General features: G+C 67.0%; 25 protein-coding genes and 2 pseudogenes. 14 read left to right on the forward strand and 13 right to left on the reverse strand.

The genetic code is table 11. The features are described 5' to 3' along the window. Positions 1-77 precede the first annotated feature (77 nt). Entirely contained in the window at positions 78-491 is a 414-nt protein-coding gene (locus tag AB0M65_RS03705; RefSeq protein ID WP_364020829.1) for a hypothetical protein, read from the forward strand. 1,740 nt (positions 492-2,231) lie between these two features. On the opposite strand, the gene AB0M65_RS03710 is transcribed toward AB0M65_RS03705, so the two are convergent. Together AB0M65_RS03710 and AB0M65_RS03715 are read right to left on the reverse strand one after the other, a co-directional pair. Next, positions 2,232-2,420 carry a cold-shock protein gene (locus AB0M65_RS03710; protein WP_364020831.1) on the reverse strand — a complete coding sequence of 63 codons (189 nt, stop codon included), beginning with the start codon at positions 2,418-2,420 and terminating at the stop codon, positions 2,232-2,234. A gap of 47 nt (positions 2,421-2,467) precedes the next feature. Beyond that, the gene (locus tag AB0M65_RS03715; protein ID WP_364020834.1) at positions 2,468-3,412 is read right to left on the reverse strand and encodes a LysR family transcriptional regulator; all 945 of its coding nucleotides are present in this window, start codon (positions 3,410-3,412) and stop codon (positions 2,468-2,470) included. Positions 3,413-3,486: 74 nt separating this feature from the next. Here AB0M65_RS03715 and AB0M65_RS03720 point away from each other — a divergent pair, with 74 nt between their 5' ends. The 4 genes from AB0M65_RS03720 (at position 3,487) to AB0M65_RS03735 (ending at position 5,501) form a co-directional block, all read left to right on the forward strand. Further along, entirely contained in the window at positions 3,487-4,107 is a 621-nt protein-coding gene (locus tag AB0M65_RS03720) for a dihydrofolate reductase family protein (protein WP_364020837.1), read from the forward strand. Positions 4,108-4,127: 20 nt separating this feature from the next. Beyond that, positions 4,128-4,694, forward strand: a complete 567-nt coding sequence (locus tag AB0M65_RS03725) for a hypothetical protein (protein WP_364020839.1) — start codon at positions 4,128-4,130, stop codon at positions 4,692-4,694. 79 nt (positions 4,695-4,773) lie between these two features. Further along, the gene (locus AB0M65_RS03730; RefSeq protein ID WP_364020842.1) at positions 4,774-5,280 is read left to right on the forward strand and encodes a hypothetical protein; all 507 of its coding nucleotides are present in this window, start codon (positions 4,774-4,776) and stop codon (positions 5,278-5,280) included. An 8-nt stretch (positions 5,281-5,288) separates the two neighbouring features. Beyond that, complete coding sequence (locus AB0M65_RS03735) at positions 5,289-5,501, forward strand: hypothetical protein (RefSeq protein WP_364020845.1); 213 nt, start codon at positions 5,289-5,291, stop codon at positions 5,499-5,501. A gap of 8 nt (positions 5,502-5,509) precedes the next feature. Here AB0M65_RS03735 and AB0M65_RS03740 read toward each other — a convergent pair whose 3' ends face one another. Further along, on the reverse strand, positions 5,510-6,151 hold the full coding sequence (locus AB0M65_RS03740) for a TetR/AcrR family transcriptional regulator (protein WP_364020847.1): 642 nt from the start codon (positions 6,149-6,151) through the stop codon (positions 5,510-5,512). A gap of 190 nt (positions 6,152-6,341) precedes the next feature. Here AB0M65_RS03740 and AB0M65_RS03745 point away from each other — a divergent pair. Both AB0M65_RS03745 and AB0M65_RS03750 read left to right on the forward strand, forming a co-directional pair. Beyond that, positions 6,342-7,024, forward strand: a pseudogene (locus AB0M65_RS03745) (SDR family oxidoreductase). 421 nt (positions 7,025-7,445) lie between these two features. Further along, positions 7,446-8,069: an NAD(P)-binding domain-containing protein gene (locus tag AB0M65_RS03750; RefSeq protein ID WP_364020850.1), complete on the forward strand. Its 624-nt coding sequence runs from the start codon at positions 7,446-7,448 to the stop codon at positions 8,067-8,069. 164 nt (positions 8,070-8,233) lie between these two features. On the opposite strand, the gene AB0M65_RS03755 is transcribed toward AB0M65_RS03750, so the two are convergent. Next, positions 8,234-8,446, reverse strand: a complete 213-nt coding sequence (locus AB0M65_RS03755; protein WP_364020853.1) for a hypothetical protein — start codon at positions 8,444-8,446, stop codon at positions 8,234-8,236. Between AB0M65_RS03755 and AB0M65_RS03760 the strand changes: the two are divergent. Further along, a pseudogene (locus tag AB0M65_RS03760) lies at positions 8,427-9,098 on the forward strand (LLM class flavin-dependent oxidoreductase). The gene AB0M65_RS03755 and the pseudogene AB0M65_RS03760 overlap by 20 nt on opposite strands. Before the next feature lie 560 nt (positions 9,099-9,658). Here AB0M65_RS03760 and AB0M65_RS03765 read toward each other — a convergent pair. After that, positions 9,659-13,372, reverse strand: coding sequence for an NB-ARC domain-containing protein (locus tag AB0M65_RS03765; RefSeq protein WP_364020856.1), 3,714 nt, complete (start codon positions 13,370-13,372; stop codon positions 9,659-9,661). 407 nt (positions 13,373-13,779) lie between these two features. Then, entirely contained in the window at positions 13,780-14,298 is a 519-nt protein-coding gene (locus AB0M65_RS03770; RefSeq protein WP_364020859.1) for a site-specific integrase, read from the reverse strand. Here AB0M65_RS03770 and AB0M65_RS03775 point away from each other — a divergent pair. Genes AB0M65_RS03775 through AB0M65_RS03795 form a run of 5 tightly spaced genes read left to right on the forward strand, consistent with a single transcriptional unit; the run spans position 14,274 to position 16,988 of the window. After that, positions 14,274-14,678 (forward strand): hypothetical protein, encoded by a 405-nt coding sequence (locus AB0M65_RS03775; RefSeq protein ID WP_364020907.1) that lies wholly within the window; start codon positions 14,274-14,276, stop codon positions 14,676-14,678. The genes AB0M65_RS03770 and AB0M65_RS03775 overlap by 25 nt on opposite strands. Beyond that, positions 14,617-15,339, forward strand: a complete 723-nt coding sequence (locus tag AB0M65_RS03780) for a transglycosylase SLT domain-containing protein (protein ID WP_364020861.1) — start codon at positions 14,617-14,619, stop codon at positions 15,337-15,339. The genes AB0M65_RS03775 and AB0M65_RS03780 overlap by 62 nt, the downstream gene beginning before the upstream one ends. Before the next feature lie 16 nt (positions 15,340-15,355). Next, complete coding sequence (locus tag AB0M65_RS03785; protein ID WP_364020864.1) at positions 15,356-16,411, forward strand: CHAP domain-containing protein; 1,056 nt, start codon at positions 15,356-15,358, stop codon at positions 16,409-16,411. Continuing rightward, positions 16,408-16,680 carry a YbaB/EbfC family DNA-binding protein gene (locus AB0M65_RS03790; RefSeq protein ID WP_364020867.1) on the forward strand — a complete coding sequence of 91 codons (273 nt, stop codon included), beginning with the start codon at positions 16,408-16,410 and terminating at the stop codon, positions 16,678-16,680. The genes AB0M65_RS03785 and AB0M65_RS03790 overlap by 4 nt, the downstream gene beginning before the upstream one ends. Then, complete coding sequence (locus AB0M65_RS03795) at positions 16,677-16,988, forward strand: YbaB/EbfC family nucleoid-associated protein (protein ID WP_364020868.1); 312 nt, start codon at positions 16,677-16,679, stop codon at positions 16,986-16,988. Before AB0M65_RS03790 ends, AB0M65_RS03795 begins: the two co-directional genes overlap by 4 nt. On the opposite strand, the gene AB0M65_RS03800 is transcribed toward AB0M65_RS03795, so the two are convergent. Continuing rightward, entirely contained in the window at positions 16,983-17,753 is a 771-nt protein-coding gene (locus tag AB0M65_RS03800; protein WP_364020871.1) for an ESX secretion-associated protein EspG, read from the reverse strand. The genes AB0M65_RS03795 and AB0M65_RS03800 overlap by 6 nt on opposite strands. Positions 17,754-17,850: 97 nt before the next feature. Between AB0M65_RS03800 and AB0M65_RS03805 the strand changes: the two genes are divergently transcribed. Further along, complete coding sequence (locus AB0M65_RS03805; RefSeq protein WP_364020874.1) at positions 17,851-18,660, forward strand: AraC family transcriptional regulator; 810 nt, start codon at positions 17,851-17,853, stop codon at positions 18,658-18,660. Here the strand turns inward: AB0M65_RS03805 and AB0M65_RS03810 are convergent. The 6 genes from AB0M65_RS03810 to AB0M65_RS03835 all read right to left on the reverse strand — a co-directional run. Continuing rightward, a complete protein-coding gene (locus AB0M65_RS03810; protein WP_364020877.1) occupies positions 18,635-19,186 on the reverse strand; it encodes a hypothetical protein in 552 nt (183 codons plus the stop codon). The genes AB0M65_RS03805 and AB0M65_RS03810 overlap by 26 nt on opposite strands. Then, complete coding sequence (locus tag AB0M65_RS03815; protein WP_364020880.1) at positions 19,183-19,917, reverse strand: hypothetical protein; 735 nt, start codon at positions 19,915-19,917, stop codon at positions 19,183-19,185. Before AB0M65_RS03815 ends, AB0M65_RS03810 begins: the two co-directional genes overlap by 4 nt. Then, complete coding sequence (locus tag AB0M65_RS03820; RefSeq protein WP_364020882.1) at positions 19,917-20,216, reverse strand: type VII secretion target; 300 nt, start codon at positions 20,214-20,216, stop codon at positions 19,917-19,919. The genes AB0M65_RS03815 and AB0M65_RS03820 overlap by 1 nt, the downstream gene beginning before the upstream one ends. Then, the gene (locus tag AB0M65_RS03825) at positions 20,213-21,415 is read right to left on the reverse strand and encodes a hypothetical protein (protein ID WP_364020885.1); all 1,203 of its coding nucleotides are present in this window, start codon (positions 21,413-21,415) and stop codon (positions 20,213-20,215) included. The genes AB0M65_RS03820 and AB0M65_RS03825 overlap by 4 nt, the downstream gene beginning before the upstream one ends. Continuing rightward, positions 21,405-21,884 (reverse strand): hypothetical protein, encoded by a 480-nt coding sequence (locus AB0M65_RS03830; protein WP_364020888.1) that lies wholly within the window; start codon positions 21,882-21,884, stop codon positions 21,405-21,407. The genes AB0M65_RS03825 and AB0M65_RS03830 overlap by 11 nt, the downstream gene beginning before the upstream one ends. A 252-nt stretch (positions 21,885-22,136) precedes the next feature. Continuing rightward, positions 22,137-22,402: hypothetical protein (locus tag AB0M65_RS03835; RefSeq protein WP_364020891.1), on the reverse strand; the 266-nt coding region annotated here is incomplete at its 5' end.

Consider the following 22,402-nt stretch of genomic DNA (forward strand, 5'->3'; position numbering starts at 1 on the left):
CAGGGTGTGGAAGCGGCCGCGGTTACCAAGTTCCTGCACCACATACTCGCTGACGACCCCAGCCCAGCATCGCTGCTGTGGCGGCCGCGCCCGCAGCGCGCTCGCTCGATGCATACCCGTTTAACGACACGTTCACCCTCGGCTGCGGCGGTCCCGAACTCGGCAGCCATGTCCCGGTGGCGCCACCACTCCCCCGCGGCACTGACCCCGGAGACACACGCGGAGAAACCGGCACCCCGCTCACGGCGGACACGCTCCTCAGTGGATGGGCCACCATCGGCGGATCCCGGGCCTACTGCGTCCTCGTCGTCGACCAGAACCACATCGTCATCGGCGGCGGCCTCATCGGCCTGCCCGGTTCAGTGGCCAAGACGAACACCGCAGCACCTGAAGGAATGGCCTGGCAAGCCATCGCCCCGGCCGGAGCCACGATCGGAGGAGTGATTGCCGTCACGACAGGTAAATCCTACCGACTGCAAGCGCAGGAATGATGACAGGTGAGCGAACGCCGCAGTCATACGCACCTGTCCAGCGCGGTGGTGACGTCACAGGCGCGAACACGTCCGGCTTCCACACGAAGCGCTCGACCTCGGCTGCCACAGCAGTCCAACTCTCACACCAATTTTCCTGGAGCAATCCTGGAGCACGACGTCGGTTACAACAGCCTCCAACGACGCCGAACCGCATCGAACTGAGCACAACTGCGCCAGCCGACCAGCGGATTCTCGATAACCGCAGGTCAGCGTCCTGCCTGAACCTGACTGGCACTGAGGGGGTCAGGATTGCTGTTTTCGCAGGTCAGAAAGCTTCGATCTGAGCGACTCCGCTTCCCCGGAGAGATCCATACTCTGCAGCCAGCTGTCCACGATCAGCATACTGAGTGTTCGCCGGTAGCCACGATCGTCACCGCGCCTCGCACACTCCATCCGGAGACCCCAAACGTCCAGTCAGACCCACAAGGCCCAGGTCGTCGACCTGGCCTTGCGCTCCCTGCTTGGACTCGAACCAAGAACCCTCGCTGACTGGTTCCAGTCGACACCTGGTCTCCGCCCGACGCCGGGCCGTTCGAAGCCAAAGCGGACCACGGTGACACCCGAAGCCCCGAACGATCGAACTCGCCAAACACCAACGCGACGCCGCGCTCATGACTCCATCGGCTACACCACGCTCTGCCTAAAGTGCATCGCCTGACGTGACCGCGTCGGTTCCAAGGGGCGCAGAGCGAGGGGTAAAACCGTGGACGTCACTGGCCTTCTGCTCGAGAACACGGATCACGCCCAGCCGATTTGCGACCACACCCAGCTTGTCCTGCTGTGGAAGCAAAGACTCCGGACCTGCTGAAGTCCCCACCGCAGCGGCGTGACGAGGAAGCAGAAAAGCTGCTACGTCACCAACCGGCCCCGCAGAGCACTTCTCCTGCTATCGAGCACACCGGAGCAAACGGAGACGAAACGGAGCCCAGCCACGATCAAAGCCAAGGCGAAATTGCCGCCTAAGGACCAACATTCCTGCAGGTCAGCAGCGATGTTGATGCTGTGGGCCGGGCCGGGCTCGAAACGACGGCCAAGAGATTATGAGTCCCCTCTGCCGCCGTGTCAGCGAGTGTCGCGCGATGCCGGATTTTGACCATTTGTGCAGGTCAACGCGTACCTCTCGGCCCGTCCGAGTGCCGGGCTGTATCGGGGCGTATCGGGCTCTGCTTCGGCAACGGAGCCCAATCGGAGACGGCTTGAGCGGGCAAGGACTGCGCTCACGGCCACTGCAAACGCATTCTCAGCCAGCGGATTTGACGGGAAGGACTCCGACTGCTTGGAGGAGAGCTGTCAGGTGTAGCTCGACAACGTCACTGGTGCCGGCGACATCGCCGACTGGACATCAGTAAGTGAACAACGACTCTCGCTTGTATATGGACCTCCCTCGCCGAGCGCGCTGAGCGAGGTGACGACGAGTTGATGCGGCCTTCTCAGCCGTAGCTCACCCTGAGGACTGGGCAGCCGTCTCGGACACAGCGTCCCTCAGAAGCGTCCCGGGAGACCCCCGATCCAGCGGTGACGAGCACGCAGACCTCCGACCCAGCCGAGCAGTACCAGAAGCCCCGCTGAACAGGAACTTCGGCGCGATACCAAACCCTGATTCCTAGGAACACTGCGCTGACAGGGCGCAGCACTCTGTCTGCTCAGGGACCCGACGGGCCCGCGCCCGATTCAGGCGAGGGCCGTCGGACCGAAGCATCAGATAGCGGTGACGCGCTGAACCTGCGGACCCTTCTGGCCCTGGCCGATCTCGAATTCCGCCCGCTGCCCTTCATCCAGGGACTTGAAGCCGTTGTCCTGGATCTCCGAGTAGTGCACGAACACGTCCGGCCCGCTACCGTCCTGCTCGATGAAGCCGAAGCCCTTCTCGCTGTTGAACCACTTCACACTGCCCTGAGCCTTACTCTTCTACCTGCTCTTCATCGGAGGAATTGTCAAGACTTGTGGATGGGCTTGTACCGCTGCTCGCTGGTCATCACCTTGTCTCGTCGGGTTGTTCGGCGGGAGGTGGTTGTCGGCGTGGTTGCTTCGGTGAGTGCGGCTAGTACGGCGGTGACAGCGGGCGGGTCGGGTGGGTCGCCGTAGGTGACGGCGTGGATCTGGCGGTAGTGGTCGGTGAGTTCGGTGGCGTGGATGTCGGGCCGGCGGTGGGCTTGGAGCGCGTAGCCGGGCAGGGTGGTGACGCCGATGCCGGCCGCGACGAGGGCTTGTACGACGACCATGTCGTCGCTGTGCGAGGCGATCCGCGGGGTGAAGCCCGCGTGCCGGCACACGGCGGTCAGCTCGGCCTGGCACCGGGCGCAGCCGCCGATCCAGGGGGAGTGGCGGTGGTTCGCGAGGCTGTCGTCGGGGTGCTGGCTGATGAGGTAGATCGGGTCGTCGCCGATGTGCACGGGGCGGAACCCCTCTTCCTCGACCGGGGCGTCGGCGTGGCGGAAGACGAGGGCGACGTCGATCTCGCCGTGCCGCAGCATCTGCAACGCCTCGGCCGGGTGTTGTTCGAACAGGCTCAGCTGGAGTCCCGGATGCGCCCTGGTCAGCGCGGCGGCCGCCTTCGGCACGATCGTGCTCAGTGTGGATGCGTTGGCGGCCAACCGAACCCGCCCCGCCTGCAGGCCGACCTGGGCCGCCAGCTCGGTGGTCGCCGCGTCGACCCGGCCCACGATTTCGGCGGCCCGGTTGGCCAGCAGCCGCCCCTCCGGCGTCAGCCGGATCCCGCGACCGACGCGCTGGACGAGCCGCACGCCGGTGGCCGCTTCCAGGCGGGACAGGTGGTGGCTCACCGACGGTTGGGAGTAGTGCAGCTCCCTCGCCGCCTCGGTCACCGAGCCGTGGCGGGCCACCGCGGCGAGAACCCTGAGGTGGACCAGGTTGAGCATTCATCAAGAGTATCAATAAGTGCCCAGTGGAATTGGCATTAGACGTCATACGACAGCTCCTCCATGCTGATGCCATGACCACAACCACTGGCACGGTGACCTGCGACCTCACCATCTCGATCGACGGGTACGCCGCCGGGCTCAACCAGACCGAGCAGCGCCCGTTCGGCGACGATGGCGGCGACGGCTGGGGCGACAGGCTGCACGCCTGGTACGGCGAAGGCGCTGACGAGCACCCGGCCGAGTTCGCCAGAATGGTGACGGCGAAGGCGTTCATCATGGGGCGCAACATGTTCGGCCCGGTGCGTGGCGAGTGGGAGCGCCAGTGGAACGGGTGGTGGGGCGACAACCCGCCCTACCACGGCCCGGTCTTCGTGCTCACCCACCATCCGCGCGATCCGCAGCCGATGGACGGCGGCAACACGTTCTACTTCGTCACCGACGGGATCCAGGCCGCGTTCGACCGCGCACGCGAGGCGGCCGGGGACGGGGGCATCTCCATCCACGGCGGCGCGACCACCGTCAACCAGTACCTCGCCGCCGGCCTGATCGACGAGATCCGGCTGCACGTCGCCCCGCTCATGCTCGGCGCCGGCACGCGACTGTTCGACGGCGTCCCGCCGCTGAACCTCGAGCAGGTGGAGTCGCGCGCGGCGAAGTCGGTCACGCACCTGGTCTACCGCGTCCTGCACTGAACTCTTCGAGGGAGATCACCATGACACTCGACGGCGCCCTGCGCACCTTCATCGACGACGTGGAACACGTGGTCGGCAGCACCGACGACGAGCACGAGATCACCGAGCGGCTCGCGGAGCGGTTGTCCGCCCTGCTGGCCAGCGACTACCGGCTCCCACCAGAGGTGACCCGGCCCTCGAGCGAGCATCATGTCAACTACCCGCTCCACATCGCTCCCGACAACAGCTGGTCCTTGGCCTCCGTCGTCTGGAACCCAGGTCAACGCACACCGGTGCACGGACATGAGACATGGGGCGTCGTCGGCATCTATGCGGGAGCCGAACGCGAGCTCCGCTACGCCAAACCCACGGCCGCCGAGGCAGGCAGACCCCTCACACCAGCCGGTGAGCACGTGTGGGAGCGCGGACAAGTCACCGTGTGCTGTACCACCAACGACGACGTCCACGCCGTCGCAGCCGACGGCAACGTACCCACCGTCGGGATCCACATCTACGGAGCCAACATCGGCACCCTGGAACGGCGGTTGTACGACCCGGTGACTGGAGCAGTCCGATGGTTCGTGTCAGGCTGGAACGCCCTGCAGTAGACCTTTAGGCTGCTGTGGGTGAGGGCCGCGAGCGGCCGCAGCGACGAGCGAGCAGGCCGCGGCGGCCGGTGACATCGTCGTGGTCGCAGTGCCGGTCAAGGCGTTCCCCAACCTGCCAGCGGCGCCATTGGCCGGAAAGACGATCATCGACACGTGCAACTACGGCCCCGAGCGTGACAACCCGGACGCCCTGCTCGTGAAGGCGTTCAACAACATCTACTACAAACATCTGCTCTCACTCGCTCGCCCGGCAGGAGCGGCCGGCCGCTCGTACCTGCCGATCGCCGGGGACTCCGAGCGGGCGAAGGCGTCGGTGAGCGGCTTCATCGCTTCCATCGGATACAACGTCGTGGACGCGGGACGGCTGGCCGACAGCTGGCGGCAGGCGACAGCACTCCGGTCTGGGGGACCCCTACGGGACGTACTCGAACGAGAAGGGTCAGCCGGTCAGCGAAGACGCCATCCGCGCGGCCCTGGCTACCGCAACGCGGTAACCGCAAGGTGGGGCCGCGCGGAAAGCGTCTGGTCCCAAGGGCGGCGAGTTTGGCCCGGCACCGGCGACCGGACCATCTCTGCTCGGTCGTGATGTGTTCGGTGGCCGCAATCACTGTCAGCCGCGAGGAGGCGCCACAGGAAAAACGGCAGGCGGCGATGGCGCGGGGACAGCGAGCCGCCTGTGCCTCAAAGATCAACTCGTCACGCAAGCGGATCCCCGTGGGGGCGCGCATGACGATGGATCCCGGGCCCGGCGGCTACCGCTCCGGCCTCGCCGAACTCGGCGTCGTCTTTCCGGCCGACGAGGCATGATCGGGTCGTCATTGGCCTCCCACCGGAACGGGAGCAGACCCGGTGGTTCCGCGGTCATCGCTGGGCTGCCGAGGAGGTGACGCGGGGATGGCGTTGTCGATGAGGACGGCGGCCACGGCGGCGGCGGTGGGGAAGGATTCGCTGTTGAGGACTCGGGTGCGGGCCGAGGCGCCGTCGATGAGCAGCGCCAGTTGTTCGCCGAGTTGTTCGGGGTTGGCGGCGCCGGCTTCGCGGGCGGTTTCGGTCAGCCGCGCGGCGATGGCGGTCTTGTAGTCGCGCGCGTACTGGGATGCGGGGTGTTGGGGGTCGTGGAGTTCGACGGCCGCCGCGATGTAGGGGCACAGGGGCGTGGACGCGGGTATCTCGAAGGCGGCGAGGAGTCGTTCGCGGGGTGTGAGGTCGGTGCGGTCGAACACTCCGGGCATGACGTCGGGATCGAATCGACGCAGGTATTCGGCGACGAGTTCGTCTTTGCTGGTGAAGTGCTGGTAGGCCGTGCGCTTGGACACCTGGGCCGCGGCGCAGAGTTGGTCCATGCCGGTGCGGTTGATGCCCTGATCGCGGAACAGTTGCTGTGACGCGCTGAGGATGCGCTCGCGCGCGCCCCTGCCGCGGCGCCGGCCCTGGGGGCCCTTCTCCAACTCCGTCATACCTCCAGTATAGGGCGTTCGGTACCGACCGGTGTACGTAGCTTGCGCCCCCACCCGGCCATCGAGTACGTTACGTACACAGCCCGGTGTACGTAAGAGCCGAAGTGATTCGGATATCCATCAATCGAACGGAGCGATCGTGGGAAAGCTCGATGGCAAGGTAGCGGTGATCACCGGCGGATCCACCGGCATGGCACTGGCCGGCGCCAAACTATTCGTCGAGGAAGGAGCGCACGTCTTCATCCAGGCCCGGCGACAGGAAGCATTGGACGACGCCGTCAAGCTGATCGGCCGCAACGTCACCGCCGTCCAGGGTGACGCGGCCGAACTGGACGACCTGGACCGCTTGTACCACACCGTAAAGCGGGAAAGGGCTCGATCGACGTGCTGTGGACCAGCGCCGGGATGGGCGAACCGGCTGTCCTCGGCGAGATCACCGAGGAACAGTTCCACCGTGCCTTCTGGCTCAACGCGCGCGGCACCCTGTTCACCGTGCAGAAGGCACTGCCGCTGATCAACGACAACGGCTCGATCTTCATGACCGGATCCAACGCCTCCCTCGGCGCCTTCCCCGGCTGGAGCCTCTACGCGGGAAGCAAAGCCGTCCAGCAGGCCTGGGCCCGGGTCTGGCTCAACGAACTGCGCGACCGCAAGATCCGGGTCAACGTCTTGACCCCCGGCCAGGTCGCCACCGCCAAACAGGAAGAACTGTTCGACGAGGCGACCAAGGCCGCATTCGAGTCCCTCATCCCCCGCGGAAAAATGGGCCGCCCCGAAGAAATCGCCACCGTCGCGCTGTTCCTCGCCTCCGACGACTCCAGCTACGTCAACGGCCTGGAACTGGTCACCGACGGCGGCACCACCGCCATCTGAACCACACCAAGAATGCCGCGGGCACACCCCGCAACAACCCAGTCGCCACAACGAGCTGATCTCGAACGCGGACATCCGCAACACGCCAAAGTGTTGCGCGGGCGTCGAATTCGCGTGCTGTCGATCATTCGCGGACACCGGTCGGTGTCTACAGGTGAAACAGTGTCATGCAGCCCTGGGAACTGCGCGCCAAAAGAGAGTAACGATCTCGGGATACCCTCGTCCCATGTCCCTGACCTGACCCCCTCTTTTTTGGGAATGGCGGCAGGTTCACGCATTCCAATCTACCGGCGGAAGACGAGCCGGAGGTGCCGGGAAAGGCGCGGCAGCTGGCCCGGAAACGTCGCGGCCGACGCCCTGCACCCGACCCGGTACGAACGAGACAGAGCGACACCTCCAGAATAGGAAGAGAGCACACCTCATGAGCAGTATCACCATCATCGGCACGGGGAACATGGCCCGTACCATCGGCACACTCGCGGTGGCGGGCGGCAACACCGTCGAGGTCATGGGCCGCGATCAGTCCAAGGCCAATGACCTGGCCAACGCTTTGGGCGACGGCGCGACGGCGGGCAACTGGGGCGCCGTCCCGGCCGGGGACATCGTCATCACGGCTCTGTTGTACGCCGGTGTCGTTCCGGTCGTCGCCGAGTACGGAGACGCCCTCGCGGGCAAGGTCATCGTCGACATCAGCAACCCCTTCAACGCCACGTTCGACGGACTGGCCCACCGCGAGGAGACCTCGATCGCGCAGGAAGTCGCCAAGGTGGCCCCGGCCAGTGCCAGCGTGGTGAAGGCCTTCAACACCATTTTCCGTAATGTCCTGGAGAAGGGCAGGCCCAACGTCTTCATCGCCGGCGACAATGTGCAGGCCAAGGCGGGCGTGGCGGCATTCGTCGAGAGCCTCGGGTTGCGCCCGCTGGACGTCGGTGGCCTGAAAATGGCGCACTGGCTGGAAGGAATGGGTCTGGTGACGGTGGCCCTCGCCGGCAACGGGGTTGGCCACTGGGACTTCGCCCTCGGCGTCAACGAATTCACCGGCTGAGCCCCCGGGGCCGAGCAGTCGGCGAACAGGGCGCCGTGCGCCCTGACAATGGTTGATGGATCACCGATTCGCTGATGTCGGATATCAATGTTGGCAAACGATCCTGCCCGAGGAGACTCTCGCAATGAAGCTCGGTTTCGTGATTCCCATTGTCGGGCCCGCCGTCAGCGACGCCCCCCGCCCTGAGCGCGTTCTGCCGCGGACTCGAGGACCTTGGCTACGACACCCTGTGGGTCGGCGATCGCCTGGTCACGCCGGTCGATGTGGACAGCAGCTATCTGGCCCGGGGGCCGCAGATGACCCGCTCCCTCGATCCGGTGCTGCTGTGGACCCGTCGCCGCGGCGGCGACCAGCCGGATGCGCCTGAACGCCAGCACGCTCAGCACGTTCTACTACGAGCCGCCGCACTTGGCCCGGCTGCTGACCACGCTCGACGTGCTCAGCGACGGCCGCCTTGGCGTTGGTGTGGGGCTGGGGTGGATGAAGCAGGAATACGACACCGCCCGCAACGCGGACTGGCACCGGCGCGGCAAGATGCTCGATGACATGCTGGCGTTCCTGCACGCGTGATGGACGACCAATCCCGTGTCCTGGGACAGCGAGTTCTTCACCTTGCCACCGGTCCACGCCGGCCTGCGTCCGGTCCAGGCGGGCGGGCCACCCATCTGGATCGGCGGTGCCAGCGAGGCCGCGATGCGCCGAGTCGGCCGCAACGGGGTCGGCTGGCTCGGGGTCGACGGGCCGGCGCCCGCCGCGTCGATCAACAGTCAGGACGAGGGCGCCAACCGCCTGTGGTCGATCGCGCGCCGAGCGGCGCAGGACGCCGGCCGCGATCCCGACGCACTGAAGACGGCCATGCGGAACAACCTCGAACCGGGCACGTCCGTCGGCTCGCTCGCGGACAAGTTGCAGCGGTACGCCGAGTCGGGTGTTGATGAAGCGTACTTCGATGCCTTCGCGGTGTTCACCAGCCTTGACCAGGTGTTCGACTTCGCCGGCCAGGTGATCGCGCGTACCGGCCGGTTGTGACCACCGAAGAAACGACGGAATCGCCTGCCACGGAACGCATCGACCCGCGTGGTGTGCGATCCGACTGGACAGCCCTGCACCTCCGAGCCCCAGCCGATCAGCGCCGCCGAGTACGGCACCCCATCCAGCGCCTTCTCCAGGACCTGAGCGACGACCTCGGTATAGAACAACTCGGACCGGTCTGGGAGTTCATCACCAAAGCCGTTATCGGAGGCTCGTTAGCATTATCGCAATCCTTGGCCAGCTGTTCCGACAGTAGGCGCATCTCGTTGCGCAGCGCGATGCCCTTAAGGTCGATCGCATACCCGAGTTCCTTGTATGTGACGATGGATCGTCTCACTGCGGCCATGATCAACGCGGTTCTAGCCGGTAAGACGAGGAGGTCTCTGTTCTCTCTGCCCATGGTCGTATAGTCGGCGAAGCAACCGTTTGCGTCTCCCAGCGCATGACCTTGGCCTGGCGAACGTCCTGTCATGCCGATGAGCGGAATAACAAACGTGGATGGTCAGCCAGCGCGCCGGAGGTTCTGATGAGGGGTCGGTGAGCAGCGGCCGTGGTACTCACCCTGGCGTTTTGAAGCTGTAAGTATTTCTGCTGCCCAGGACGATCAAGCGGTCTCCGGTCTCGGTGAACCAGCAGACGATTACCGGTTCATCGATGGCTACCGTGCAGAGCTGGTCGAAGGTGCACAGGTCGTACGCGGTGATATGACCTTCTTCTGTTGTCGTGATCATGACTGCCCGATCCGGGCTTATGGCCAGAGCGCGGGGTTTCGGCCACGAAAGTTCGCGGACGAGTGCGCGACCTGGAACAGTTCGCAGCTCCAGGCGCTCGTCCGGCCTGCCGAAGACCTTACGGGCAACGTGAGGCAGGACTCCGAAGTCGCTGCACGCCTGCGCGCTGCTCATGACCCACGCAAACTTCTCGGAAACGTTGGCTTCGACAGCAACCAGGCCGTTGACGCTCATCGCGATGAGGGTGTGATCGTCACGTGCTTCCAGTGATGTGCTGGCGGCGACCCGAGCACCGGAAGACAACGAGCTGATCTTGATCTCGGGTGGCGGTTCGGAACGACGGAAGTCCTCACTGTGGGCAGGCGGCGGGCTGGTGGCGTCCCCGCTGAACAAGCGGACGGTGGAATCGACGGATGCCACGGCGAGCACGCATCCGTCAGCGCTCCAGGCAAGATCGGTCACCGCATTCCCGGAGTCGACGAGCATGGTCCAGTGTTTCTGAGCAGGCCACCACCAAGCCACGGTGCCGCCGCTATCTCCATTGCCTGCGATGGCGAGCAGTGCGCCGTCCGGTCTCCAAGCGAGGCTGGTGACCGAGCCGCAAATCCCAAAAGTGGTGAACTCACTCAGCACTCGTTGGCCTGTCACCGCGTCCAAGACGACGACCGCAAAGTCCATTCCGATCGCGATCAGGTGCCCGTCGGGGCTCCATGCGACCGTGCGCATGACCATCTCGTCAGCCGGGGTTTCGAACCAGAGCTCTCGGGGATGGGCCGGAGAAGTCGGATCAGCCCAGACGTAGACGGCGTCGCGCGAGATTCCGACGAGGCCGGCGTCCGGGTGCCAGCTCAGGGCGCGGGCCCCGATGGGGTGGGTCTGGGTCGGTGAGGTGCTTGGCTCTGCTCGAGGTCTCCAGATCCGCAAGCACCCACCTCCGGCGACCGCGAGGAGCTCCGAGTCGGCGCTCCAATGCAGGTAGGCCATGCCTTCGAAGTACATGTCGATTCCGGACAGGTGATCGATCGAGATCACCGACCCGTCTCGGGTGTCCGTGACCACGGTGCGAAAAAGCCACTTAGGTGCGGTGGCGGGGCGTCCTCGACCGGAAATCGGGTGATCGTGGACGAGTTGGGCGAGCAGCCGCCCATCCGGGCTGAGACGGGAACGGAGGACGAGATGCTCGGACACTTCGACCGCCGATTGAGTCCGTCCAGTCCCGCAATCCCACACGCGCAGTGTGCCGTCGTCGCCGCCGACCGTGGCTACCGTCTCGTTCGTCATCCACTGCACCGACGACACCAGGCCATGGTGACCGACGAGCGAACGCAGCAGACCGGTGCTGCTGGTCGTCGGCAGCGGCCGGTCCGGCCGCAGGGACCAGGCAGGTAGTGCCTCCTCCAGGTGGGTGACGGTCACGTGACCGAACAGGTGGCAGTACAGGCTCAGCGCCGAATCGGTGGTGTGGAGAAGGTGGCTGTGCGCTCTCAAGATCGTCAGCAATGACGCGTGTGCTGAAGAGTCCGCCTCGGTCGTCAGGTAGGCGGACACATCAGCCTCGGCCGCGTGGACCCCGTCCGAGTCGATGCGGCGGGCCAGGTAGCGCAGGTCGAGACACAGTGCTGCCAGCTCACCGGCCAATCCGGCACTGAGCAGGTGGTGGGCTAGTTGCTGCCGGACGACGTCGTCAGCGTGGTGCCAACCGTCCGGCGGGCGGACGGCATCCAGCAGGCGTCGGCTGACATCGCGAACTTGTTCCGGGTGCGTACGACGCAGGTGATCGCCGATGACGTCGTGCAGACGCACGCCGTCCTCGGCTAGCTCGACGACCAGGGAATGGCGGAAGAACCGGTCGCACTCGCTGGTCATCATCACCGTGTCCAAGTCCCAAAGCGCGGAGAGCAGGCCGTAGGGCACCGGCAGCCGCTCGGGAAACGCAATCAGCGTGAGGTACCGCTCCAGCGACGCCTCGCCAAAAGGAGAGGTCGCGACCAACTCGTGGAGACTCAACTGGAGGGTCGCGCCGATCTTCGGACCGCTGTCATTGTCAGTGAGGTCGTCGAGCAGCCCGACCCCGGAGCGAGTCAGCACGGCATCCAATTCCTGGAAAGCCAGAGCGACTGGCATTCGTCGGCGCACGTGGCCAGTCAGCACACCGTTGAGCAAGGACAGCGCCAGTGGCCACCGGCCCACTCTGTCCAACAAGGCTGCTGGCGGCTCGACAGACGAGTCGACGTCCCGGCACAGCAAAGACGCGGCTTCCGCGACGGTCATAGCCTCGACATCCAGTTCGCAGCCTCGCACGAGTCCCCGGCGTCTGGTTGTCACTAGACGCATGCAATGCGGACCACCTACCAGGAACGGCTCCAGGTCGGCCCGTTTAACCAACCCGTCGACCACGAGCAGCATTCGTCGTTTACCCAGCGCTGCGGCAAAGGCCTCCGTCGCGCCTTCGACCGAAGCAGGCCGCACCCGGTCACGGCCCGTCAGCACAGCCGTCGCGGCACCCAGGAGATCGATCAGAACCGACTCGTTGGTATCGCTGTTCAGGCGGAACCAGTAGACACCGTCCCGGAAATGCTGCTGCGTCTGTGCGCACGCCCACGACGCCAGCGTTGTCTTACCAAAACCCCCGGCACCGACCAACCCCACCAGACCTTGATCCCCGGCAGTCAGCTCAGCGAGCAACCGGGCCCCCAACTCTGGACGGTCGACCACCTGATCCAAGCCTGTGACTTTGACGCCTGACGGTCTGGTGCCGTAGCCATCCGCGCCGGCCCTCAGAGCGCCGGCGATTCCACTGATGAAAGATTTGACCTGGCCGTAGACGACGTCGCCGCGCTCGGCTGGTTTGCAGATGTCGATATGGTTCGCGTCCACCGGAATGGGTGTCTGACCCGGGATGGCGGGGTCGGCCGAGCCCGCATCGACCACCTGCACACCCCTGGTCGACTGAGCCTCGTAGAACATCTTGTGCTTGATATTCGTTGTCGGGGCCACCGTCCAGTTGCGGTACCTGGTGTTGAGCTGCCGAAGATGCGCGCTATTACGTTCCAGGGCGTCGACCGCCGGCGTCTTGCGGTAGGCGACGGCCAACGCCTTGACGATGGCCATGGTGACGATGTCGGACCCGTTATGAGGGGTCGCCAGGAACACCACGCCTCGAGTGGCGGTGGCGAACTCGGTGTAGTCGGCGCGACCGTCGGCCGCGTGCAGCAGCATCTCTTTGACCACCAGCCCACCCATGCTGTGGGTGATGAAACACAGCGGACGCTGCCCGATCCCGTGATTTTCCAGGTGAGCCAGCAGGTTGATCGCCCGGTCCTGAATCGGCATCGCGTGACCCAACCAGCGGCTCGATGCCGCGTCATACCCCAGCGACCACACCGCCAGTCCCTCGATGTCCCGCCCAAGCCACTCCGGCCAGAACGAACCTTTCCGCTTCGTCGACCAGCTCTTATAGGCATCGCCGTCAAGGCCGTGCACGAAAACGACGTCCAACACCGGGTTCTCGCTCGCAATCACCTCGACGAGCTCGGTCACCGCTTGCCCCCACAGCGATCTCGGGCCACCCACCGCGACCTCGGCTTAGGTGAACTGTCGCCTGGCACCGCAGCCGCGTTACACACCCGGCCACCGTCCGTAAGCATCCGCTCGTGCCGCGTTGGGGGTGCTTCTTCGGTTCGCAGGCGGATCGCTCCCGGCGTGGCTCAGTTGCTGGGATTGATCCGGCTGGCGTGTTATCGGGCCGATCCGATGGCGGGCATCCCGAGGTCGACCTGGCGGGGTTATGCGGGTGAGCCGCAGCGCGTCGGCGCGCTTGTCGCGCAAGCACTGAAGGGTTCGGGCAATCCCCTCGCTTTCACCCAGCCAGCTCTCGGAGGCGGCGCGTGCTTTCCGGTCTTCCAAGTCGGACTTCAATTCGTTGAGCCGGGGCAGCATCTTCGGGTTTACGTGAAATTGTGCGCACCATAAACAAGCGTGCTCGTGCTGGCACTCGTCCCGTATGGGCGGCCGCAGGACCCGAGCTCCACTTTGCGTTTGTCAAAATGCCCCTCGCATTCTTGCCATCCCTCCTCGGTGGCCGGGCGGTATTCTTCCTCGGGGCGCGTGGCTCGTCGGCGGACCAGGAAGTCCTGAACGTGCCTGATCACGGCTTCCTCGAAGACCGCGACATACCCTCGGGTGGGTTGAATATTCAAATGCCCGAGCAATGCCGCGCCAATATGAATGGGCAGCCCATTGTTCACCAGGTCCGTGGCGAGGAGCCTTCGGAAATCATGGTGCGTGAAATGTAGACCGCGGAATGCTGGATTCGTCTCGCCGAGGCTCTGGCATTGCTTCCGCAGGTTGTTCAAGATGGTGGCTGTGCTGGTGACCTTGCGGACACCGCCGATCTGACGCTGGAACGGCCGAACTCCGCAGCCATGATACCGGCCGTGCCTTGACGATCCGGGACCTGCGGCCATGGCAGCGGCTGCACAACATCCTGTGGGAAGGTCAAATCTGGGGCTTCCCGCCGTTCGGATCCGATTCGCCGATGGTGTGCCTGTCGGAACGCCCGCTGGAGCATCAGCGTTGGCTGCTGTTGCATCGTTACATGCCGCCGTGGGGGCTGCTGCTGCGCTGGCAGGCCGTGTACGACTCGGCGGCGGGCCCCGTCTGGTACACCCCCACCGAGCAACTGGCGACGCTGCCAGGCCCGGGGCTGACCGCTTGTGCAACGCACGTGTCCACGCGTGCAATGCCGGTTCCCATCGGCGTGCGCAGGCGGTCAAGCTCGGTCCATGACGAAGCTGACCCCGGAGCAGATCGCCCGGCACGCCCACGACGCCGGCTTTCGCGGTGAAGGGCTGACCACGGCGGTGGCGGTCGCGCTCGCCGAATCCGGCGGGAACACCCGCGCCCACAACGCCACCCCGCCCGACAACTCCTACGGGCTCTGGCAGATCAACATGCTGGGCGGCATGGGGCCAGAACGGCGGAGGCAGTTCGACCTGGGATCGAACTCCGAACTGTTCGATCCCGCCACCAACGCCAAGGCGGCCAACAAAATTTCGCATGACGGCCGGTCATGGACACCGTGGTCGACCTTCACCAACGGAGCCTACCGCTGTTATCTGCCCGCGGCCCGCAAAGCCGCCGAAGCCCTCCGGAAGCGCCCCGATGGCAGTGACGCCCCCGCCGGTGGCGGCCTCGGCCGGATCCGGGTCGACGGGGAGATCCTGAACGGTTTCGTGCGGCGTACCCGCCGAGTCGGCGACGCGCTCACCGCCGCGTCGGGCAACCAGGTCAAGGACGTCCGGTCGATCGCCGACGACAGTTTCGGCCGGATCGGCAAGGAGTCCGGGTTCGCCGACGCGCTCGGTGACTTCGGCGCCGCCCTGCAAAGCCAGGTCAAGGCGGTCGGGGTGTCCGCCGACCGGCTCGCGAACGCCGCCGCAAAGGCCCAGAAGGCCTATCACGACCGCGATTCCTCAGCCGCGGTAAGCCTGCACCGGCTTTCCTGACAACGTTGGAGACTCCATGGACACCTTGGCCACGGCACGGGGCTTCGCCTCGGACATCCTGGCACACCGGAACAAGCTCGCGGGCAAGGCCGAAGACGCAGCCCGCGTCCAATTCGCCCTGCACCAGATTTCGCGGACGCTGCACGATCAGCACGCCGTGCATAAGAAGGAGACCGACGTCGTCCTCGCCCACTGGGAAGGCAAGGCGTCGGACGAGTTCGAGCGCGTCACCAGGCGGCTGCGCGAGGACATCCGCACCACCGCCGAGGCGGGCACCGACGCCGAACGGATCGTCGGCCGCGTCGTGTCCAGTGTGGACGGTGGGCACACCGCGGTCCAGAGGCTCGCCGACGAGTACATCGCCAAGGCCAAGAAGCTCCTCGACGACGCCGCCAGGGTGACTGGCCCGGGGTCGCGCGCCGCACTGGCCACCGCGATCGCCGCGGCCGCCGATCTCGCGCCGCGCTACACCCAACAGTCGGCGGCGACACTGCGCAAGGTGAACGGTGAACTCACCGACGCCGCGAAACGCTTACGAGCGCTCTGCAAGGAACTCCGGCACGACGGGGTCGCCGAGCGGAAGGTCCCGGAGCGGCCGGACCACTCCCCCAGCGCCGGCAGGCCTGGCCGGACCGACCCGGCCAAGGCGTCCTCCCGGCGGGAGAAGGTCGTTTCCTCGGCGCGCAAGGAACTCGGCACGCGCGAGAATCCTCCCGGCAGCAACCGGAATCCCTACGGCCCGACGGCGCCGTGGTGCTCGTCGTTCGCCACCGCGATGTGGCGCAAGGCTGGGGTGGACATCCCGATCACGCCGTTCACCGGGGACGTTTACCGCTGGGGACAACGCCACGGGAAGGCGTACGGCCGGAACTCCCTGCACGAGGCGAGACCCGGCGACGTGCTGCTGTTCGGGACCGGGCCACAAAGTTCGTCGACGAGCACGCACATCGGCATCGTGGAGAAGGTGGAAGGCAACAAGGTGACGTTGATCGAAGGCAATTCGGGCGACTCCGTCCGCCGCAACACCCATCCGTTGTCGGGTTCGACGTTCTACGGCGGGGTGCGCCCGTGACCACTGGGAAGGCACGCGACCGGGTGGTCACGGTCGAGGTCGAGCCCGGTGGGGCGCTGCGGGAGCTGCGGATCGAAGAGGCCGCGCTGCGACTGGATCCCAGCGAACTCTCCCGGCGGATCCTCGGTCTCGTGGAGCGGGCGACCGCCCAGGCATGCAAGCGGCTTGGCATGGACGGCGCCACGGCGGACGTGCTGGGGCTCGCGCCGAGCGCCGAAGTGGCCGATGCGATCGAAGAGACGACTCCGGACACGTGGAGCGTGCAGTGACCGACGAACGCAGTGTCGAGCAACTACTCGAAGACGCGGATACGCCGGACACCGACTATCATGGCAGGCTGGCGGCGGTGACCGGTGAGGCCCGCTCCGGCGGAGTCACGGTGACCGTCGATCTGTACGGGAAACCGATCGGTCTCCACTTCGATCGCGACGCGCTTTCCCTGCGGGCGAGTGAGCTTTCCGCGTTGATCATCCGTCTCGCCAGGGAGGCGTCCGCGGTGGCGCTCGACGCCGGCGAGTCCGTTGTGGACGACATCACTGACGCCTTCGCCTTGACCGCCTGGCGTTCCCGGTCATGAGACGTCTTCGATCAGCGCGCCGAGTCGCTCGGCGAGCCGGTCGGCGTCGGCCGGGGTGACCATCACCCACGGCTCGCCGCCGACGTTCTCGTGGGTGACGACGTAACGGCCCGCTTCGGTGTCGAACCAGCTCAGCACCGGGCTCCGGCCGCGGATGCCGTTGGCCGCGAGCTGTCCGGCGCCGTACCGGGCGGCGGTCACCATGGTCGCCAGCGGCCGCACGCTCCGCCCGGTGATCCCGGCTCCGGCCAGCGCGCGTTCGAACCCGTCGTAACCGGCTTTCGCGTAGCCGTCCATGGCCGCGGAAAAGGCGGCTCGCGGCAGGCGGATCTGTTCGCCAGGGCCCGGCACGCCGTCGCCGAGCATCCGGCCGACGGTGGGCATCAGATCGACCGCGCGCATCGGCTCGAGAACCAGGTCCTTGTCATCGAGCACCGCCAGCACGCCGTGGGCACCGCGGACGGCGGCAAGCATCCGCCACGGCTGTTCGCCGAGCACCAGCGCGTCCACCGACAGCGCGGGTGAGCCCAGCAGGACGAACAGGTCCTCCAGCGCGGGATCGAGGTCGTCACCGCTGGTGAAACCGGCCTCGGCAAGCCTCGCGAAGACGCGTTCGCCAAGGTCGCCCCGTTCGTCCATGGTTTCGCCGTGTGAAGCCACTTCGAGTGGATACGGCAGGTCACCGTTTCCGAGATCCGCCCACAGCAGATCGAATTCCAGATGTGACAGGACGATGCCCGCCGAACTACCCGAACGCCGTGCCATGGTCCCCCTCCCCTAGTGCCGCCGTGCAGGCGGGCACGATAGCGATCGAATGGCGAGAATGAACACCGCAATCCCGACGAATCCGCGAATGGTGCCCATGACCGAACCCGAAGTCGCGACCGGACAGCTCATCGTCCGTGCCTCCGGTGCCGCGGCCGCGCGCGCGGCCATCCTCGGCGACCGCCGGGCGGACACCGACGGCATCCAGCTTCTTCTGCGGTGCACGATCCCGCGCGCGGTCGCCGAGGACGGCGCGAAACTCGGCTTCGCGGGCTGTGTCCTGCACGTCGTGCCGGTCGGCGAGCACGACGCCGAGGCACCGGGCAGGCGGGGAGTCGTCATGCTGACCGTTCCGGCGACGGAACTGTCGTTGTCCTTCACCGAATTGCGACCGCTGATGTTCCGCCCGGTGGACGTCGAGGCGCCGCTGCGCGCGCTGGTCTCCAGCGCGATCGCCCACGTCCTCGCCGCCGGCCCGGCGCTCGATCCGCACGGGCTCGCCCACCACCTGCGCGGACTCGCGGAGCTGGTGCTGCGCAGCGTGCTGTGGGCCGAGCTCGACCGTGCCGACGCGCTCGCGACCCGCCGTCGCGAGGCGGTGCGGTACATGCGCGGTCATCTCACCGACCCGGCGCTGGGTGCCGATCAGGTGGCCGAGGCCCTCTACATCTCGCGACGGCGGTTGTATCAGCTGTTCGACGACGGGCAGGGTATCTCCGAACGGATCAAGGGACTGCGGGTCGAGCGGGCGAAGACCTTGCTGGCGGATCCGGCGAAGGCCGGGCGGGGAATCGCCGAAATCGCCAAAGACTGCGGATTCACCAGTGCCGCGCACTTCTCGCGCACCTTTCGGAAGGCGGTCGGAAAGACACCTCGTGAATTCAGGGAACGCGCGTTGGCTCGCTGAGATCCACCCCCGCGACGAGCGCGCCCGCGAGCGCGGCGACGTCCAGCCAGCCACGACCGCCGGGTGAGTGCAAGGTGAACACCGCGACCCGCGGGCGCCCCGGATCGAGCACGACGGCCTGGAGCTGTGCTCCGGCGGCGGGACCGTCGACGGCGATCCGCTCGACGATCACCACCGGATAACCGCGGGCGGTCGTCGCCGTGCTGACCTCGCGGATCCCCGGTGTGGTGTCGGCTGCGAACCAGCTCAGCCCGGCGGCGGCCTCGACACTCAGCGGCCGCTCGACCGGGACCGACCCGGCGATCAACAAGGCCGGGTCGGCGTCGCGATGTTCGGCGACCGCCAGCAAGCCCGCACGATGCTCGTGGGCGCGTTCGGCCGCCTGGATCACGGCGGCCTCCAGCCCGAAATCGCGTTCGGCGTCGGGGCCACGGAGCCGGATCAGCAGTGTGCGCAGTTCGGCGATGGTCCGATCGACCGACGCGAGGGAGACCGGGGTGATCCCCGGGACGGCGGTGAGTTTCACCGGCCACCCAGTGCCACGGCCGAGGCGAAGACACCCACGGCTCCGGCGGGCGGGGTGACGGCCGCACCAGGGGCACGGGCCAGCGATGCCGCCAATTCCCTGCCCAGCGCGGAAAACCGGGCCATGCCGCCGGTGATCTCGGCGAACAGCGACGCGCCGTCCGGCGCCTCGCCCAAGGCCGTGCCTGACTCGCCGAGCGCCCTCAGCCGCTCTTCGACCCGGGCCGCGTCGGCGCGATGAGCCGTTTCCAGGGCACGGGCCTGCTCCAAAATCCGGTCGAGCTCGCGCTGCAGGGCTTCGTGGCGCGCCTTCGCCACGGTGAGATCGGCTTGTGCCGTGGCCGCTGCCGCGCCGCTGGCGAACTGGACGGCCGTCTCCGTGACTTCGACGGCGTCCGCGACGTCGGTGAGCGCGCGCCGCAGGACCACCGCGCGCCGATCGAGCTGCTCGGCTCGCCGTACTCCGGCCACGACGGTGCCGGCCCACTCGGTGAGGATCCCGGCCGACGCGCGCAACACGGCGGGCGCGGGTTCGAGCGCCGTCCTCGCCGCGGCGGCACGGGCGGCGACGCTTCCGGCGGCGTCGCCCTCCCACTCCCGCGGCACGTCGATCCGCGCCGCGGCCACCGCATCGAGGTGCTCGGCCGCGTCCGTGCACTTCCCGGCGGCGGCCGCCACGGCGTCCGCGTCGCCCGGAACCGGATCGAAACCGAGGCCTCCGAACCCGGGCATCACGAGCCTCCGTCCGCGCGCCGCAGTGTCTCGACGGCGTCGTCATCCGTGTCCTCGTAGGCCTTCGCCGCCGCCCGGACCCCGGACGCGGCGCGGGCGACCTCGGCGTGCGCGGCGCCGATCGAGTCCGCCCATGGCCCGATCAGCCCGTCGAGCGCCGACGCAATCCCGGCCGGTCCCAGATCGCCCGCAGTGAGGCCGTTGCTCAGATCGACGACGGCGCCCAGCTCCTCCGCCACCTCCTCCAGCTGACGCGCGAGGTCGCGCATCAGCTCCGGTTCGGCGCGGTAACCGTTCATTCGCCGAACACCGGCGGATAGGCGGGCGGAAGATCATCGAGCAGGTCGTAACCGCTGCCGTAGCGGTCGCGGTGCTCCTTGTCCTCTTCCCGCTGCGCACCCGACATCGGCGGGTACATGCCGAAACCGGAGCCCCCGGCGCCAACTCGGGCGGCCGCGGTGCCCCGCCCGGAGCCGCCGGCCGGGGCCGGCATGCCGCCGAACCCGCTCCCGGCGCCGCCGGCGAGCCCGCGGCCGTGCTTGACGGCGTCCTCGGCGGAGAGACCAGGCAGAGCCGTGCCGGGTCCGTACCCCGCGCCCTGCCCGGGCCCGGCGACACCGGCCGTACCGCCTCCCGGCAGGTCCCCGACGCCTGCCGAAGCCGCATAGGTGCCTTCTTCGACGGGACTCACGGTTTCCGGACCGTGGACTACCGGTGGCGGCACCGCCGGCGAGGTCGGCCGAGCCGGTGGCGGTTCGGCGGGCGGGCGGTCTCGTGGCGGTGGTCCGGCGGGCGGAGTGGCCGGAAGCGGCAGTGGCACCGGGCGGTACGGGAGATCGGCCGACTTCGGCGCGGTCTCGAATCCCCGCGGCAGTTGATGCCGGACGCCGTAGCTGGCATCTTCGTACTGGCTCATGACCCGCACGGCTTCGGCCTTGGCCCGGTCGGCCTCCTGCTTGGACGGGAGCTTGTCGTCGAGCAGGTCGTCCAGCATGTAGGCACCATTGGGACCGTCGAGCGCCTTCACGGCGTAATCGTCGCGGAACCAGCGCTCGGCGTAGTAGTGCACCGGCTCCGGTATCTTCCGGCCGGCTTCGTCGATGGCCGCGGTGTAGGCCTCCAGCCCCTCGCCGATCTGCCAGGAGGTCCGGGCGGCCTCACTGGCCCAGGTGGTGAGACGGTGCGCGGATTCCGCGGCCTGCGCCGCCGACGGGCCGCGCCAGGACAACAGCAGCTCCTGCACGCTCGTGCGGACCGCGGCGGTTTCCGCGTCGACGTTCTCGGCCAGCCGGTACCACCGCCTGGTCTGCTCGTCCAGCCTCCGCGGCTCCGCCGATTTGATCATGTCCCACAGCTGGCGGTGTTCGTAACACTCCCAGTTGATCCTGCTGAACGCTTTTTCCTGCAGGTTCGCCTTGCGCTGCTGGACCAGCTTTCGCCGTCTGGCCAGTGCCCGGCGGCTCGGCGGATGTTTCTCGGAGTAAAATTCACCGCTCATCGGTCCCCCTCGCCACGGCATCGACGGCGGACGCGGCGGCTTCGTCAGTGCGAGCGTGCCGCTCGGCGACCATGCCGATCGCCGTACGCAACGCGTCGAGTTCGGCGAGATACGACTCGAGCGCGAGCTGTACGCCGCCTTCCTCCGCACCCCCGCGGCGGGCGAACGAACGCCGCATCGGCACCGACACCGGCCCCTTGCCGTCGGCCAGCGGTAAGCCCAGTTCCCGGGCTTCGGTCAGGCAGTTCCGCAGCTCGACATAGTGCTCGCCCAGCAACCTCCGCGTTTCCGCGATCGCCCGGTAGTCCAGCTCGATGCGGTCTCCGCCGTCGGCCACGATCGCCGCCGCGCCCTCACCGGACGGCTTCTCGCCCTCCGCCGCCTTATCAACGCGCCCGGGTGGCCGCCGCTGCTCACGCAGCTCCTCGCGAAGCCGCTCGGCCTCCGCCTTGCCGTGGACCTTGACCATGTCGTGCGCTCCCTCTCGTCACGGACGTGGTCATCCTCGCCGGTCCGGCGTGCCAAGACCAGCCCCGAATGCACACCGGGACACGAACCCTGCACGGCCGGTCAACCGGCCCGGCGAACCAGATGACCAAGGCTGTGCTTGGGCGTTCAGGGCGCGTCTCCGGTGCTCGGTCGCGTGCGCTGTAACCGCGTGATCGTTTGACCAGACGTGGCCGTCTGAGTTGGGACTTCTAACTGTCATTTCATGTGAGTACTACCTGTCACCTAGCTTGTGGCGTAGGGCCGCCTCGATGTCGAGCGTCCAGTTGGTCCGGACGCCGTTCGCATCGAGCGAGCTGAGATTGCCGTCGTCGGTGAATCCAAGGCCGACTGTTTCCGCTAGCTTGAGTTTTAACCTGTTCGGCGGGGTCGTGGGTTGCTGGACTTGGTTTTCTTTCTGTGGTTGGGTTTCTGTCTGTTTGGGCTGGTGACGGTATGGACGTCGTGGCGTGGCGCGGGTTGGTGGTTGGGTGTTCCGGC

It is taken from the genome of Amycolatopsis sp. NPDC051071 (assembly GCF_040682875.1).
Classification (GTDB): domain Bacteria; phylum Actinomycetota; class Actinomycetes; order Mycobacteriales; family Pseudonocardiaceae; genus Amycolatopsis.

What these genes read in the sequence shown, in the direction of transcription:
- AB0M65_RS03715 (WP_364020834.1), bottom strand. Translation starts at nt 3,412, where the DNA reads ATGCTCAACCTGGTCCACCTCAGGGTTCTCGCCGCGGTGGCCCGCCAC.
- AB0M65_RS03720 (WP_364020837.1), top strand. Translation starts at nt 3,487, where the DNA reads ATGACCACAACCACTGGCACGGTGACCTGCGACCTCACCATCTCGATC.
- AB0M65_RS03725 (WP_364020839.1), top strand. Translation starts at nt 4,128, where the DNA reads ATGACACTCGACGGCGCCCTGCGCACCTTCATCGACGACGTGGAACAC.
- AB0M65_RS03740 (WP_364020847.1), bottom strand. Translation starts at nt 6,151, where the DNA reads ATGACGGAGTTGGAGAAGGGCCCCCAGGGCCGGCGCCGCGGCAGGGGC.
- AB0M65_RS03750 (WP_364020850.1), top strand. Translation starts at nt 7,446, where the DNA reads ATGAGCAGTATCACCATCATCGGCACGGGGAACATGGCCCGTACCATC.
- AB0M65_RS03770 (WP_364020859.1), bottom strand. Translation starts at nt 14,298, where the DNA reads ATGGCCGCAGGTCCCGGATCGTCAAGGCACGGCCGGTATCATGGCTGC.
- AB0M65_RS03780 (WP_364020861.1), top strand. Translation starts at nt 14,617, where the DNA reads ATGACGAAGCTGACCCCGGAGCAGATCGCCCGGCACGCCCACGACGCC.
- AB0M65_RS03785 (WP_364020864.1), top strand. Translation starts at nt 15,356, where the DNA reads ATGGACACCTTGGCCACGGCACGGGGCTTCGCCTCGGACATCCTGGCA.
- AB0M65_RS03800 (WP_364020871.1), bottom strand. Translation starts at nt 17,753, where the DNA reads ATGGCACGGCGTTCGGGTAGTTCGGCGGGCATCGTCCTGTCACATCTG.
- AB0M65_RS03805 (WP_364020874.1), top strand. Translation starts at nt 17,851, where the DNA reads ATGACCGAACCCGAAGTCGCGACCGGACAGCTCATCGTCCGTGCCTCC.
- AB0M65_RS03815 (WP_364020880.1), bottom strand. Translation starts at nt 19,917, where the DNA reads ATGCCCGGGTTCGGAGGCCTCGGTTTCGATCCGGTTCCGGGCGACGCG.
- AB0M65_RS03820 (WP_364020882.1), bottom strand. Translation starts at nt 20,216, where the DNA reads ATGAACGGTTACCGCGCCGAACCGGAGCTGATGCGCGACCTCGCGCGT.
- AB0M65_RS03825 (WP_364020885.1), bottom strand. Translation starts at nt 21,415, where the DNA reads ATGAGCGGTGAATTTTACTCCGAGAAACATCCGCCGAGCCGCCGGGCA.
- AB0M65_RS03830 (WP_364020888.1), bottom strand. Translation starts at nt 21,884, where the DNA reads ATGGTCAAGGTCCACGGCAAGGCGGAGGCCGAGCGGCTTCGCGAGGAG.